The organism is Agrobacterium sp. 22-223-1 (genome assembly GCF_053522385.1).
The window spans coordinates 2,050,709-2,063,748 of record NZ_JBNWCN010000001.1 but is presented as its reverse complement, the minus strand read 5'-3'; the positions used below and the strand labels follow the sequence as shown (position 1 = coordinate 2,063,748).

The 13,040-nt window shown below is 60.2% G+C and carries 14 protein-coding genes; 10 read left to right on the top strand and 4 right to left on the bottom strand.

Going from position 1 to position 13,040, the window contains the following annotated elements:
* The first annotated feature begins 107 nt into the window (after positions 1–107).
* The 4 genes from ACQZ60_RS10285 (at position 108) to ACQZ60_RS10270 (ending at position 5,911) form a co-directional block, all read left to right on the top strand.
* Entirely contained in the window at positions 108–974 is an 867-nt protein-coding gene (locus tag ACQZ60_RS10285; RefSeq protein ID WP_060725092.1) for an outer membrane protein assembly factor BamD, read from the top strand.
* Between the two features lie 16 nt (positions 975–990).
* The gene (gene recN / locus ACQZ60_RS10280; RefSeq protein ID WP_020810274.1) at positions 991–2,664 is read left to right on the top strand and encodes a DNA repair protein RecN; all 1,674 of its coding nucleotides are present in this window, start codon (positions 991–993) and stop codon (positions 2,662–2,664) included.
* Positions 2,665–2,778: 114 nt separating this feature from the next.
* Positions 2,779–4,953 (top strand): NAD-dependent DNA ligase LigA, encoded by a 2,175-nt coding sequence (gene ligA / locus ACQZ60_RS10275; RefSeq protein ID WP_448735177.1) that lies wholly within the window; start codon positions 2,779–2,781, stop codon positions 4,951–4,953.
* Positions 4,954–5,017: 64 nt separating this feature from the next.
* Positions 5,018–5,911, top strand: coding sequence for an aminoglycoside phosphotransferase family protein (locus ACQZ60_RS10270; RefSeq protein ID WP_448735176.1), 894 nt, complete (start codon positions 5,018–5,020; stop codon positions 5,909–5,911).
* 6 nt (positions 5,912–5,917) lie between these two features.
* On the opposite strand, the gene ACQZ60_RS10265 is transcribed toward ACQZ60_RS10270, so the two are convergent.
* Together ACQZ60_RS10265 and ACQZ60_RS10260 are read right to left on the bottom strand one after the other, a co-directional pair.
* Entirely contained in the window at positions 5,918–6,451 is a 534-nt protein-coding gene (locus tag ACQZ60_RS10265; protein WP_020810271.1) for a GNAT family N-acetyltransferase, read from the bottom strand.
* 182 nt (positions 6,452–6,633) lie between these two features.
* Positions 6,634–7,563, bottom strand: coding sequence for a DMT family transporter (locus ACQZ60_RS10260; RefSeq protein ID WP_031233882.1), 930 nt, complete (start codon positions 7,561–7,563; stop codon positions 6,634–6,636).
* A 197-nt stretch (positions 7,564–7,760) separates the two neighbouring features.
* Here ACQZ60_RS10260 and gcvA point away from each other — a divergent pair, with 197 nt between their 5' ends.
* The 3 genes from gcvA to ACQZ60_RS10245 are packed head-to-tail and all read left to right on the top strand — an operon-like array spanning position 7,761 to position 9,853.
* A complete protein-coding gene (gene gcvA / locus ACQZ60_RS10255) occupies positions 7,761–8,663 on the top strand; it encodes a transcriptional regulator GcvA (protein WP_020810269.1) in 903 nt (300 codons plus the stop codon).
* A gap of 43 nt (positions 8,664–8,706) precedes the next feature.
* Positions 8,707–9,315 carry a 3'-5' exonuclease gene (locus ACQZ60_RS10250; protein ID WP_448735175.1) on the top strand — a complete coding sequence of 203 codons (609 nt, stop codon included), beginning with the start codon at positions 8,707–8,709 and terminating at the stop codon, positions 9,313–9,315.
* A gap of 46 nt (positions 9,316–9,361) precedes the next feature.
* Positions 9,362–9,853: a CreA family protein gene (locus ACQZ60_RS10245; RefSeq protein ID WP_448735174.1), complete on the top strand. Its 492-nt coding sequence runs from the start codon at positions 9,362–9,364 to the stop codon at positions 9,851–9,853.
* 234 nt (positions 9,854–10,087) lie between these two features.
* Here the strand turns inward: ACQZ60_RS10245 and ACQZ60_RS10240 are convergent, their stop codons facing one another.
* The gene (locus ACQZ60_RS10240) at positions 10,088–10,555 is read right to left on the bottom strand and encodes a chemotaxis protein CheW (RefSeq protein WP_003522339.1); all 468 of its coding nucleotides are present in this window, start codon (positions 10,553–10,555) and stop codon (positions 10,088–10,090) included.
* Positions 10,556–10,642: 87 nt separating this feature from the next.
* On the opposite strand from ACQZ60_RS10240, the gene ACQZ60_RS10235 reads away from it, so the two are divergent.
* The 3 genes from ACQZ60_RS10235 to ACQZ60_RS10225 all read left to right on the top strand — a co-directional run bounded on the left by ACQZ60_RS10235 (position 10,643) and on the right by ACQZ60_RS10225 (position 12,653).
* Positions 10,643–10,939, top strand: a complete 297-nt coding sequence (locus tag ACQZ60_RS10235) for a hypothetical protein (RefSeq protein WP_448735173.1) — start codon at positions 10,643–10,645, stop codon at positions 10,937–10,939.
* Positions 10,940–11,080: 141 nt separating this feature from the next.
* A complete protein-coding gene (sco, locus tag ACQZ60_RS10230; protein ID WP_003522341.1) occupies positions 11,081–11,680 on the top strand; it encodes a cytochrome oxidase assembly protein Sco in 600 nt (199 codons plus the stop codon).
* Between the two features lie 94 nt (positions 11,681–11,774).
* Positions 11,775–12,653, top strand: a complete 879-nt coding sequence (locus ACQZ60_RS10225; protein WP_031234255.1) for a 50S ribosomal protein L11 methyltransferase — start codon at positions 11,775–11,777, stop codon at positions 12,651–12,653.
* Between the two features lie 146 nt (positions 12,654–12,799).
* On the opposite strand, the gene ACQZ60_RS10220 is transcribed toward ACQZ60_RS10225, so the two are convergent.
* Positions 12,800–12,973 (bottom strand): hypothetical protein, encoded by a 174-nt coding sequence (locus ACQZ60_RS10220; RefSeq protein ID WP_003522343.1) that lies wholly within the window; start codon positions 12,971–12,973, stop codon positions 12,800–12,802.
* Positions 12,974–13,040: the final 67 nt, after the last annotated feature.

Below are 13,040 nucleotides of genomic sequence, written 5' to 3'. Positions count from 1 at the left end.
AATGCGTTAATGCGTCATCATTGCGTTGCCCTGCGGATGCTTTTATGGCTAGAACGCCAGTGCAAAGCCGATGCTTATGTATTTGCGCGGGAAGTGGGAACTGTCGAATGAAGCATGTAGGGTCTGGTGCAATGAAGGGTACGATGCGGGGGATCGCCGTTTCGTTGATGTTGGTCGGCGCGAGTGTCGTCGTCACGGCCTGCCAGTCCGATCCGGATATCGACATTACCAAGCTCGGCGTCGAGACCGATCCGCCTGACGTTCTGTACAAGCAGGGGCTTGCCAACATGAACGCCGGCAACATGACGGAGGCCTCACGCAAGTTCGAGGCGATCGACAAGCAATATCCCTTTACCGAATGGGGCCAGAAGGCGCTTGTCATGCAGACCTTCATTGCCACGCGCACCAACAAGAACGATGTGGCGATCACGAACGGCAGCCGCTTCCTGCGGCAATATCCGCGCTCGAAGGACGCCGCTTATGTTCAGTACATGATCGGCCTTGCCTATTCGAAGCAGATTTCCGACGTGACGCAGGATCAGCGCGCAGCACAGCGCACCGTCGAGGCGATGAACAAGGTCGTCAATGACTATCCCGATTCGGAATATGTCGCTGACGCGCAGGCCAAGATCCGTTTCGCCCGCGACCAGCTCGCCGGCCGTGAAATGCAGGTCGGTCGTTATTACCTTGAGCGCAAGGAATATCTCGCCGCCGTTTCGCGTTTCCGCATCGTCGTCGAGCAGTACCAGAACACCAACCAGATCGAGGAAGCGCTGGCGCGTCTGACCGAAGCCTATTACGCTATGGGCCTGGTGGACGAAGCGCAGACGGCGGCCGCCGTTCTCGGCAACAACTATCCTGATAGCCAATGGTATGCGGATTCCTACAAGCTGCTGAAGGGTCAGGGGCTGGAGCCGCGTGAAAACAAGGGGTCCTGGATTTCGCGCGCCGGCAAGAAGCTTATCGGCGCCTGAGACCGGGGCATAGGCCATGCTGGTCCAGCTCTCGATTCGCGATATCGTTCTGATCGAAAGGCTTGACCTCGGTTTCGAGGCAGGCCTTTCCGTGTTGACGGGCGAGACGGGTGCGGGCAAATCCATTCTTCTCGATAGTCTCTCGCTGGCGCTTGGCGGCCGTGGCGATGGCGGCCTTGTGCGCCACGGTGAAGAGAAGGGGCAGGTTACGGCCACTTTCGAGGTCCCGAACAATCACCCGACACGGCTTCTCCTGCGCGAAAACGGTCTCGATGACGATGGCGACCTGATTTTCCGCCGGGTGCAATCCTCTGACGGTCGCACCAAGGCCTATATCAACGATCAGGCCATCAGCGTGCAGATGATGCGTCAGCTCGGGCAATTGCTGGTCGAGATTCACGGTCAGCATGATGATCGCGCGCTTGTCGATACCGATGCACACCGCACGCTGCTGGATGCCTTTGCTGGGCTGAGCGATGAGGCTCGTGCCGTTCAGGGCCTATACCGCACCTGGAAGGATGCCGAGCGTGCGCTGAAGACGCATCGCGCCAAGGTGGAAGCGGCGGCGCGCGAGGCGGATTACCTTCGCTCCTCCGTCGAGGAACTGGAAACGCTCTCGCCGCGCGACGGTGAAGAGGACGAGCTGGCCGAACGTCGGGCGGTGATGCAGAAATCCGAACGCATCGCCGGCGATATCGCCGAGGCAAGCGAGTTTCTGAACGGCAATGCCTCGCCCGTGCCTGTCATCGCCTCGATGATGCGGCGTCTGGAGCGCAAGAGCCATGAAGCGCCGGGATTGCTGGAAGACACCGTGCAATTGCTGGACGCCGCGCTCGACAGCCTTTCCAATGCGCAGATGGAAGTGGAGGCGGCGCTGCGCCGCACCGAATTCGATCCGCGTGAGCTGGAGCGGGTGGAGGAGCGGCTGTTTGCGCTGCGTGCTGCCGGGCGCAAATATAACGTTGCCGTGCCCGATCTGCCGGCTCTCGCCGAAAAAATGGTGGCCGATCTCGCTGATCTCGATGCCGGCGAAGAAAAGCTCGGCAAGCTCGAGGCCAATCTCGGGGTGGTGAAGGCCGATTTCGACCGTGCCGCGCAATCGCTTTCCGACAAACGCCGCCATGCGGCGGATGCGCTTTCCAATGCGGTGATGGCAGAACTGCCGGCGCTGAAGCTGGAACGGGCGCGATTTACCGTCGAGGTGACCTCCGATGCCGAACAGGCGACGGCCGACGGTATCGACACGGTGGAATTCCACGTCCAGACCAATCCGGGCACACGGCCGGGACCGATCATGAAGGTCGCCTCGGGCGGCGAATTGTCCCGCTTCCTGCTGGCGCTGAAAGTGGCGCTGGCGGATCGCGGCTCAGCACCGACGCTGGTGTTCGACGAAATCGATACGGGTGTCGGCGGCGCGGTGGCGGATGCCATCGGCCAGCGGCTGCGCCGCCTGTCGAAAACCGTGCAGGTTCTGTCCGTTACCCATGCGCCGCAGGTGGCGGCACGGGCGGCGACCCATCTACTCATTTCCAAGGGGCCCTCGGGCGACGGCAGCGAGCGAATCGCCACGCGCGTAGCCACCATGGAGCCGAAACACCGCACCGAAGAGATTGCCCGCATGCTCGCCGGCGCGTCGGTGACGGACGAGGCGAGGGCTGCGGCGGCTCGCCTGCTGGCGGCCAAGGACTGACGGCTGCCCGCTGCGTTGGGCGAGCGGATTCGGCTTGTGAGTCCAACGGCAAAACTGTTTTTAATGTTTGTTATTTCGGCTAAAAGCGTTCGGTAATTCCGAAAAGAGGCCGTCATGTCGAAAGACCAGAAATCCGTCGAAAACCTCACCGAGCTTGAAGCCTCTTCCGAGCTTGCATTTCTGGCGGCCGAGCTTGCGCGCCATGATGCGCTTTACCACGGCAAGGACGCGCCGGAGATTTCGGACGCGGACTATGACGCGCTGAAGCGGCGCAACGATGCGATCGAAGCGGCTTTTCCGGCGCTGGTGCGGGCCGACAGCCCGTCGAGAAAAGTCGGCTTCGCACCGCTTCCGACCTTTGCGCCCATTGTGCATGCGCGGCCGATGCTTTCGCTCGACAACACGTTTTCGGAAGAGGATCTGCGGGATTTCGTGAGTTCCGTCTATCGCTTCCTCGGACATCTGCCGGACGATTCCATCGCCTTCACCGCCGAGCCGAAGATCGACGGGCTTTCCATGTCCATCCGCTATGAAAACCGCAGGCTGAAGACGGCGGCGACGCGCGGAGACGGCACGACGGGCGAGAATGTCACCGCCAATATCAGGACCATCAAGGAAATTCCGGACGAACTGCCCGCCGATGCGCCCGATGTGGTGGAAGTACGCGGCGAGGTCTATATGGCCAAGAGCGATTTTCTGGCGCTCAATGCCCAGATGGAGGCCGAAGGCAAGCAGACCTATGTGAACCCGCGCAACACGGCATCCGGTTCCCTGCGCCAGCTCGACGCCAATGTGACGGCGAAACGCAAGCTGCGGTTCTTCGCCTATGCGCTGGGTGAGGTCTCGAATGGCGGCCAGCCGGCGCGGATCGCCGATACGCAATATGGTATCGTGGAGAAATTCCGGGAGTGGGGCTTTCCGGTCAACCCGCTGATGAAGCGATTCACCTCTGCCGAGCAATTGCTTGAGCATTATAATGAAATCGGCGTCGCACGGCCCGATCTCGATTACGATATCGACGGTGTGGTTTATAAGGTCGACCGGCTCGATCTGCAGGAGCGGCTGGGCTTCCGTTCGCGCAGCCCGCGTTGGGCCACTGCGCACAAGTTTCCGGCTGAGCAGGCCTTTACCACCGTTGAGAATATCGAAATCCAGGTGGGGCGCACCGGTGCCTTGACGCCGGTGGCACGTCTCACCCCGATCACCGTCGGCGGTGTCGTCGTCACCAATGCGACGCTGCACAATGCCGATTATATCGAAGGCATCGGCAATAGCGGCGAGCGTATCCGCCCGGAGGACCACGATATCCGTATCGGCGATACGGTCATCGTGCAGCGCGCCGGCGATGTCATTCCGCAAGTGCTGGACGTGCTTCTGGAAAAGCGCCCGCCCGAGGCGGTGAAATATGCATTCCCGGAAAAATGTCCGGTCTGCGGCAGCCATGCGGTGCGGGAGCGTAATGAGAAGACCGGTAAGCTCGATTCGGTCACGCGCTGCACGGGCGGGTTCGTTTGCCGCGCGCAGGCGGTTGAACATCTCAAACATTTCGTCTCGCGCAATGCCTTCGATATCGAAGGGCTAGGCACCAAGCAGATCGATTTCTTCTTCGAAAGCGACGATCCGGCGCTCTCGATCAAGACCGCGCCCGAGATTTTCACCCTCAAGGCGCGGCAGGAAGCCTCGCATCTGACCAAGCTCGAGAATATCGATGGCTTCGGCAAGGTCAGCGTCAGAAAGCTGTTCGACGCCATCGATGCCCGCCGCGAGATCGATCTCCACCGGCTGATCTTCGCGCTCGGCATCCGCCATGTGGGTGAGACCACGGCGAAGCTTCTGGCGCGCTCCTATGGCACCTATGAGCATTTCGAAGAGAGCATGAAGGCGGCAGCCGACCTGACGAGCGATGCTTGGGCCGAACTCAACAGCATCGACGGCATCGGCGAGGTGGTGGCCCGCGCCATCATCGAATTCTACAAGGAGCCGCGCAATCTCGATGTCATCGACCGGCTGATACGGGAGCTTCGCCCGAAGGAAGCCGAAAAGCCCTCGACCGATGGCAGCCCGGTGGCGGGCAAGACGGTGGTATTTACCGGCTCACTGGAAAAATTCACGCGGGACGAGGCGAAAGCCCGGGCCGAAAGCCTTGGTGCAAAAGTGGCCGGTTCCGTCTCGAAAAAGACTGATATTCTGGTGGCAGGGCCGGGAGCTGGCTCCAAGCTTGCCAAGGCGACGGAACTGGGCGTGCAGACCATGGACGAGGACGAATGGCTGGCCTTGATCGGCGGCTGATGCATAGTCATGGCAATGTTGTTCTCTGCCGCTAGAGCTTTGCGCCTGACAGGGAGAGCACAGCATGGATGACCGCATTGTCGTGAGTACAGAGCAGGTCCGGGCGCTGGTTGACAGCCAGTTTCCGCAATGGGCGGGGTTAAATATCCGACCGGTGGAACTGAGCGGCTGGGACAATCGCAGCTTTCGTCTTGGCGATGAGATGCTGATCCGCATGCCAAGTGCCGCCCGGTATGTTGCGCAGGTGGAGAAGGAGCACCGGTGGCTGCCGGCGCTTGCGCCGCTGCTGCCTTTTCCGATCCCTGCGCCATTGGCGCTCGGGCAGCCGGGACAGGGTTATCCGTTCCGCTGGTCCGTCTATCGCTGGCTTGAGGGCGAACCGCTCGCCCGGGATCTGGATCGCGTTGATCTTTCAACCATCGCCATCGATGTTGCCGCGTTTTTAAGGGCATTGCACGGGGTGGATGCTTCGGATGGCCCACCCGCAGGCGCGCATAATTTCCATCGCGGCGGCTCGCTTTCGGTCTATGACGGGGAGGCGAAGGCTTCGGCGGCGCGGCTTGCCGATGAGGTGGATCAGGCGCTGGCCATGGAGATATGGCAGCTTGCGCTTTCAAGCCATTGGCGGAAGCAGGGGGTGTGGGTGCATGGAGACATTGCCGAGGGCAATCTGCTGGTGAAGGACGGCCGGCTTTCGGCTGTCATCGATTTCGGTAGTTCCGGCGTCGGCGATCCGTCTTCCGATCTCATCCTCGCGTGGAATGTGCTCGATGCGGAAAGCCGTGCCGTTTTTCGCCGGGCGCTGGAGCTGGATGAGGCGACATGGCAGCGCGGGCGTGGCTGGGCGCTGTGGAAGGCTTTGATCGTGCTGGATGCGGAGCGCGGACGTAACGACAAAATGGCCGAATGGTCGCGGCGGACCATTCGGGAATTGTTTGCGGATCACCTGGGCAACTGACCGGAACTATCGAAGACGCGCCATCACGTGGGCATCGACGTATTTTCCGTCACGATAGGCGTCGTTGCGCAGGGTGCCTTCACGTTCGAAACCGAATTTCTCGTAGAGCCGGATTGCCGGGAGATTGTCGGTGAATACGTTGAGCTCGATGCGGCGTATATCGTGCCAATTGTCGGCCGTGTCGATCAACGCCGTGAGGATATATGATCCGACGCCCTTGCCCGCAAAATCGTCGTGAACACTGATCACCAGATCGGCGATGTGGGACTGCCTTCCCGCCCTGCGAAACAGTCCTGCATTGGCAACGATCTTTCCACGCCATTCGCCAACGATGGCGATATCGTTCGGGCCGCGGTTTTCCATCGATTTTCGCGTTTTTTCAACGGACTGAAACGGCTGTCGGAGCGTGCCGTGACGGACGCCGGGTAGGTTGAACATTTCGGTCAGGGCTTCGGCATCGTCCAGACGCGCCGCACGCAGGACGACTTCGTTCAAGCTGAATTGCGAATCTTCACTATCGGCAAATTTCATGTTCTGCATGCCTGTCTCCTTGGGCGTATGGGAGCAGGTTTGCGGACCCTGCTCTAGTGGCAGGGTGGAAATGGATCGCTTAACGCGACGACATACCTCTGCCTGCCGGGTGGCCGGTGATGGTATGGCGACGGGTGATGTTCTGTTTCGTTGCGATCATGCGCGCAGAATGCTTTTGCCGCATGACCCTGTCAAGCGGGTGCGTTGCGCAGCAGGCTTCTGAGTTTTGCCGGCAGCCTGCCGTCGATCGCCGCAAGACCGGCGGCGATCATTGCCATGCCGGCGAAGTGTTTCATCTCCAGCTGCTCGCCGAGAAGCAGCGAACCGAGCAGGATGGCGCTGACGGGAATGAGGAAGGTGACGAGGGCGAGGTTGGTGGCGCCGGCGCTGGCGAGGATGCGGAAGAAGATCAGATAGGCGAGTGCCGTCGACAAGAGGGCGATGCCGACAAGCGCGCCCCAGGTGCCGAGGCCCGGCATGGCGAGCGTCCATGGTTTATCGATAAGAAGGGCGGCCGGGATGAGCATCAGTGTTGAAGAGGAGATCTGGCCGGTGGCGGTCATCAGCGGCGGTACGCCCATGGCCTTGAAACGGCGGCCGAATATGCCCGCGAAGGAATAGGAGATGGCCGCGCCGAGAATGGCGATCTGGCCCCAGAGGCCGGATGAGCCGGTGAAGGCAGCCGGGCCGATCATGGTCGCCACGCCGGCAAAGCCGATCAGCACGCCGGTAAGCTTGTTGCCGGTCATCTTCTCGTCGGCGGTGAGAAAATGGGCGACGATGACGGTGAAGAGGGGCGTGGTGGCATTAAGAATCGAGGCCAGTCCGCTGGCAATGTGGGTCTGACCCCAGACGATCAGGCAGAAGGGGATGATGTTGTTGAGCAGACCCATGCCGAAAAAGGCGCGCCATACCGCCCATTCACGCGGCAGGCGAAGGCCCATGATGCGGCAGACGATGAGAAGCGCGATTGCCGCCAGGCTGACGCGCAGCGTGACAATGGTGACGGGCGGTAGTTCCTTGACGGCGACACCGATGAAAAAGAACGATCCGCCCCAGAGAAGCGAAAGCGCGACAAGCATTGCCCATTCACCGGCATCCATCTGTTTCTGTATCGCCATCGTCATCTCCCAAAGCATGAGTATCGACATGATCGCAGGCGGGATCGCCGCCATCCACCCGATATCGGTTGAGTTTAGCTCAAACTGGAAATGGGTGGTTTTCACTGCGTTTCAGGTCTTGTTGCGTCTATTTACTCCCTGTTTTATGATGCTTTCAAACGATTGTTTCTCGTTCGATAATTGAGATGAGCTAAACCATGGCAGTCGAACTTCCTTCTTTGAAAGGGTTGCAGGCCTTCGAGGCCGCAGCGCGGTATCGCAGCGTCACGCTTGCTTCCAATGAGTTGAATGTCACGCCCGGTGCCGTCAGCCTGCAAATCCGGGAGCTGGAAGCGCGGCTTGGGGTGCAATTGTTTTTCCGCAAGCCGCGCAGCATCCAGCTGACGCGTGAAGGGGAGCGTTATTACGGCGCGCTTCGCACCGCCTTTCGGATGATGCGCGAGGCGACGGCGGAACTGACGGCGCGCTCCGAGATTACGGTTCTGACGCTGAGCTGCACGCCGACTTTCGCCGTTCAATGGCTGATGCCGCGATTGCCTGCCTTCCAGCAGCAACATCCGCAGGTGGATGTCCGCATCAGCGTGACGAACCGGCTGGTGGATTTTTCGAGGGACGACGTCGATCTGGCGGTACGGCACGGGTTCGGTCGGTATGAGGGGCTGGAGAGCATCCGCTTCATCGATGACGGCACTCTGCCGGTCTGTTCGCCGCAACTTCTGGAAAAATATGGGCCGCTTCAGGAGGCGGGGGACCTGAAATCCATTCCGCTTCTGCACGATGAAAACCGCAATGAATGGCGGCGCTGGCTGGAGGCGGCGGGGGTTTCGGATGTGGATGCCTCCGGCGGCACCGTCTTCATCGACAGCAATGGTGCGCTGGATGCGGCCAAGGCCGGGCACGGCATTGCGCTGACCCGGCGTTCGCTGGTTTCCCGCGAGCTTGCGGAAGGCGCATTGATTGCGCCCTTCGGCAAGGACATGGCCAGCACGCTCGCCTATTTCCTCGTTTATCCGCGGCGGATGCTGGACAATCCCGATCTGGTGACGCTCATCGACTGGATGCTTTCGGAAGCGGGTTCTGCCGAGGCCGGTTCTCTTTGACGTCAATCCGGTCTATGCCGGAATGAAACAACGGGAATCACTCTTGAAAACCATCGCCATCGATTTCGAGACCGCCAATGAGGAACGGGGCAGCGCCTGCTCCGTCGGACTTGCGTGGATAGAGGGCGGCGAGATCGTTCGCGTCGAGGAACGGCTGAGCCGGCCGAAGGACATGCGGTTTTCGCCCTTCAACATCGCCGTGCATGGCATCCGCCCGGCCGATGTCGAAGATGCGCCGGAATTTCCCGAGGTTATGGAGGAGTTCATCGACGACTTCCACGGCGCCACCATGATCGCCCATAATGCCGCCTTCGATTTCAGCGTCATGCGGGCGTCTTTCGATAAATACCGGCAGTCCTATCCCGATCTTTCCTATCTGTGCAGCGTCAAGATCGCCCGGCATGTCTGGCCCAATCTGGCCTCGCACAAGCTGAATGTAATCGCCCATCACCTCCAGCTGCGTTTTGTGCATCACAATGCCGCCGAAGATGCCGTCGTCTGCGCGGCCGCTTCGATTGCGGCGGCCAGGGCTTTGCGCGTCGCCCATATCCGCGACCTGCCTGAAAAGATCGGCATGGTCGCGGGGCGTCTCACCTCCACCGGTTACCAGCCCTGCAGCATGAAAAAACGCGCCGCCTCCCGGGTTGCGTAACCGTTCCCCGCACTTATGTTTGAAGCAGCGTAACGGAGAAGATGCGATGACGATGAAAACTCTGTCGGGTTTGTTTGCGGGCTTTCTGGCATTGCTTCCGGTGACAGCGGCGCATTCGCAGGTGGTGGGAGAGGTCGGCGTCGACTGGATCGGTAACGATATCGTCATCGAGGCGATCGCCGATCCGAAGATCAAGGGCGTGACCTGCCATGTGACCTATTTCGAGCGCGGCGTCATCGACCGCCTGAAGAACGGCAACTGGTTCGAAGACCCTTCCAACAACGCCATTTCCTGCAGCCAGACGGGGCCGGTGGAGATCGGCGATATCGATCTGTCGAAGGGCGGGGAAGAGGTGTTCCGGCAGGGCATGTCGCTGGTGTGGAAGAAGCTCGTCGTCAGCCGCGTCTATGACAAGGCCAATGACACGCTGATCTATCTGGTGCATGCGCGGGAGCTGACCGACGGTTCGGCCAAGATGGCGATTTCCACGGTGCCGCTCTATAATCAGCAGGTGATGTGGCAGAAGGGCAAGCCGTAAGATTTTGTCCGACTCTGTCCGTCATGCCGGACTTGATCCGGCATCCAGCCACGGCGCGTCTGCGCCGTGAAAGAGTCTTTCGCGATCAAGGACTTGATCGCGCTGGACCCCGGATCGGGTCCGGGGTGACGGAGTACTTCTGAAACGGGACTGCCAGACTATGCAGCCCGCGCCGCTTCAACGGCGCTGGCGCTAGGCGCTCCAAATCCTATCAAGAGGCAAGAGCCGGCTTAATCAGGCCGCTTCGCGTGCCAGCTCGTCCGCAATCACTGTATCGAGGTTGAGGAAGCAGACCATGCTCTTTTCCAGCGCCACGATGCCGCGGCAGAAGCTGCGCTGTTCTTCCGGAATGATATCGGGCGCGGGCTGCAAATCCTCGGAGCGGATGGTCATCATGTCGGAGACCTGTTCCACCAGCAGGCCGACCAGCTTGCCGCCGATATCGGTGACGATGATGGCGGAGCGTTCGGACGGTTCGGTCATCTTCATGCCGAGGCGGCCGGCCATGTCGATGACGGGAATGACGGCGCCGCGCAGGTTGATGAGGCCGAGAACATAAGGCGGGGTGTGCGGCATCGGGGTAACCGGCGCCCAGCCGCGGATTTCGCGGATCGCCATGATGTCGATGCAGAATTCCTGATCGCCCAGATGGAAGGAAACGATTTCGAGATATGCGCCGGATTGCTTGATGGCGTTGGACATGGCGGCAGGTTTCCTCTGATGGCTCTCTAACAGGCCCGCGCAGGATTGAGCTTTATGCGGTGGCCGGAGAATGGACCGGGAGACATCATGTCGAGGCTTAAAAACCGCTATGGTCATAATGCACAGCAAGATTTTAAACTTTCCCTAACAATTGCTGCTGCCCCGCCGGCAAAACCCAGTATTTTGGCGGTTTTCGCGCTCACGCAAACAGGTTATGATGGGCATATGAACGCGCTCGTTTCCCATCCGCTGAAGTTTATTCTGGCAAGTCTTGCAGCCATGGCTTCGCTTGCCATCGTGCTTCTTGCCTTTGACGGCTGGGTGCGGCACGGCACGGATATTTTCCTGTCCACGGTACAGAGCGGCATCGCCTGGTGCCTGTGACGCGTTTTCCGGCTGCGGATTTGTGACAAATCAGCGCGGTTCCCGCAAATACGCCCAGTTGATTTGCCGTCCCCGTCGCCTTTCGTTATCTGTCTGCCAGGGCCTGCGATGTGCCGCCGGCTTTCGGGGTAGGATTGGACAATGAGAAATATTCGCATCGTATTGTGGGCCGTCGTGCTCGTTCTCGCCGGCGTCGTCAGCTGGTTGACGATCGAAATGACGAAGACGCGTAATGAAATGGTGGAGACGGCCTATGGCGTGCCCTTCCAACTCACGGCGCAAAACGGCCAGCCGATCACCGAAAAGGCGTTTCAGGGCAAGCCGACAGCGCTGTTCTTCGGTTTCACCCATTGCCCGGAAGTCTGCCCGACAACCCTTTTCGAATTGAACGGCTGGATGGAGAAGGTGGACCCGGCCGGCGACAAGCTGCAGGCCTATTTCGTCTCCGTCGATCCCGAGCGCGATACGCCTGAAATCATGCAGCAATATGTCTCGAACGTCTCGAAGCGCATCACCGGCATCACCGGCCCGGCGGACAAGATCGCCGAAACGCTGAAGGGCTACCGCATCTATGCCAAAAAGGTGCCGGTGGACGAGAAGGATCCGAATGGCGATTACACCATGGATCACACGGCGTCCGTCATCCTGCTCGATGCCAATGGCCGTTTTTCCGGCACCATTGCTTATGGTGAAAACCCCGAAGTTGCCGAGCAGAAGCTTCAGAATCTTCTGAAGGGCTGATAGAGGCGGCATAATTGCGCCGGGCTTATTGGACTGGCCGAGGTTTTGTGGCAAAGGCAAGAACAATAACCTCATCCAGAGAAAGCAGCCCGCCGTGAGCGAAATCCGACTTTACGTCACCACGACCGAAATCCAGGCGGGTGAAATCCTCGATCTCATGTCGGACTATTTCGGCGAGGAGGATGTCGCGATTGCCACGACCGAGGTGGATGAGAAGCGCGATATCTGGGAAGCCTCGGTCTATCTGATGGCCGAACAGGAGGAAGAGTTCCGCGAGCGTGTCAGCGCCCTGCTTGCTCCTGCCTTTCCCGGTCTCGTCATTGAAAAGGAGACCGTTCCGGATGTCGACTGGATCGCCAAGTCGCTCGAGGGGCTGAAGCCGGTCAGGGCAGGGCGTTTCATCGTGCATGGCGCCCATGATCGCGACAAGGTGCGGGCGAACGATCTGGCAATCGAAATCGAGGCCGGACAGGCTTTCGGCACCGGCCATCACGGCACGACGGCCGGCTGCCTTGAGATGATCGAGGAGGTTCTGCGGGCGCGGACCGTGCGCAATGCACTCGATCTCGGCACCGGTAGCGGCGTTCTGGCGATTGCGGTGCGCAAGATGCGCCCCATTCCCGTGCTGGCGACGGATATCGACCCCATCGCCGTCAAGGTGGCGAAGGAGAATGTGCGGCTGAACGGCATCGTCTCCGGGATGGCGCTGGAGACCGCGCCGGGCTTCCACTCGGACGCCTTCCGCAAGCATGGCCCGTTCGATCTCATCATCGCCAATATTCTCGCGCGGCCACTCATCAAGATGGCGCCGCAGCTCGTCACGCATCTGGCGCCCGGCGGCACCGTCATCCTGTCGGGCATTCTGGCGTCGCAGCGCTGGAAGGTGCTTTCCGCTTATAATGGCGCCCGGCTTTCCCATGTCCGCACCATCTGGCGCAATGGCTGGGTCACGCTGCATCTGCGCAGGGACTGAACCAGCGGCAATATTCCTTTCAGGCAAAAGAAAAGGCGGCGCTTTCGCGCCGCCTGGAAACCCGCGAGCATGGGAGGAGCTTGCTCAAGCGGGTCGACGTATTCCTGTTCGGCGCGGTGGAGGGAGGATCGCCGCGCCGGACGTCATCAGAATACGTAGCTAGACTTTGCCTTGCGACGAAGATCGGCGCGGTTCATGCCGAGCGCTTCGAGCGACTTGTCGTCGAGGTTCAGAAGGGCGGCGTTGACATGGCGGCTGACCTGACGCTCGCGTGCTTCAACGACGCGATCGAAGGCGGTGCGGAGGAAAGATTTTGCCATTGCTTCAAATCCTTGTTTGCCAGGAGAGTGTCTCTCTCGCTGTGTTGATCTGAAGATAAGCGATGTG

Excerpts from the sequence above, each read along its gene's own strand:
- ligA (WP_448735177.1), top strand. The coding sequence starts at position 2,779 with ATGTCGAAAGACCAGAAATCCGTCGAAAACCTCACCGAGCTTGAAGCC.
- ACQZ60_RS10270 (WP_448735176.1), top strand. The coding sequence starts at position 5,018 with ATGGATGACCGCATTGTCGTGAGTACAGAGCAGGTCCGGGCGCTGGTT.
- ACQZ60_RS10220 (WP_003522343.1), bottom strand. The coding sequence starts at position 12,973 with ATGGCAAAATCTTTCCTCCGCACCGCCTTCGATCGCGTCGTTGAAGCA.
- sco (WP_003522341.1), top strand. The coding sequence starts at position 11,081 with ATGAGAAATATTCGCATCGTATTGTGGGCCGTCGTGCTCGTTCTCGCC.
- ACQZ60_RS10260 (WP_031233882.1), bottom strand. The coding sequence starts at position 7,563 with ATGGCGATACAGAAACAGATGGATGCCGGTGAATGGGCAATGCTTGTC.
- gcvA (WP_020810269.1), top strand. The coding sequence starts at position 7,761 with ATGGCAGTCGAACTTCCTTCTTTGAAAGGGTTGCAGGCCTTCGAGGCC.
- ACQZ60_RS10240 (WP_003522339.1), bottom strand. The coding sequence starts at position 10,555 with ATGTCCAACGCCATCAAGCAATCCGGCGCATATCTCGAAATCGTTTCC.
- ACQZ60_RS10245 (WP_448735174.1), top strand. The coding sequence starts at position 9,362 with ATGACGATGAAAACTCTGTCGGGTTTGTTTGCGGGCTTTCTGGCATTG.
- ACQZ60_RS10285 (WP_060725092.1), top strand. The coding sequence starts at position 108 with ATGAAGCATGTAGGGTCTGGTGCAATGAAGGGTACGATGCGGGGGATC.
- recN (WP_020810274.1), top strand. The coding sequence starts at position 991 with ATGCTGGTCCAGCTCTCGATTCGCGATATCGTTCTGATCGAAAGGCTT.
- ACQZ60_RS10235 (WP_448735173.1), top strand. The coding sequence starts at position 10,643 with ATGTCGAGGCTTAAAAACCGCTATGGTCATAATGCACAGCAAGATTTT.
- ACQZ60_RS10265 (WP_020810271.1), bottom strand. The coding sequence starts at position 6,451 with ATGCAGAACATGAAATTTGCCGATAGTGAAGATTCGCAATTCAGCTTG.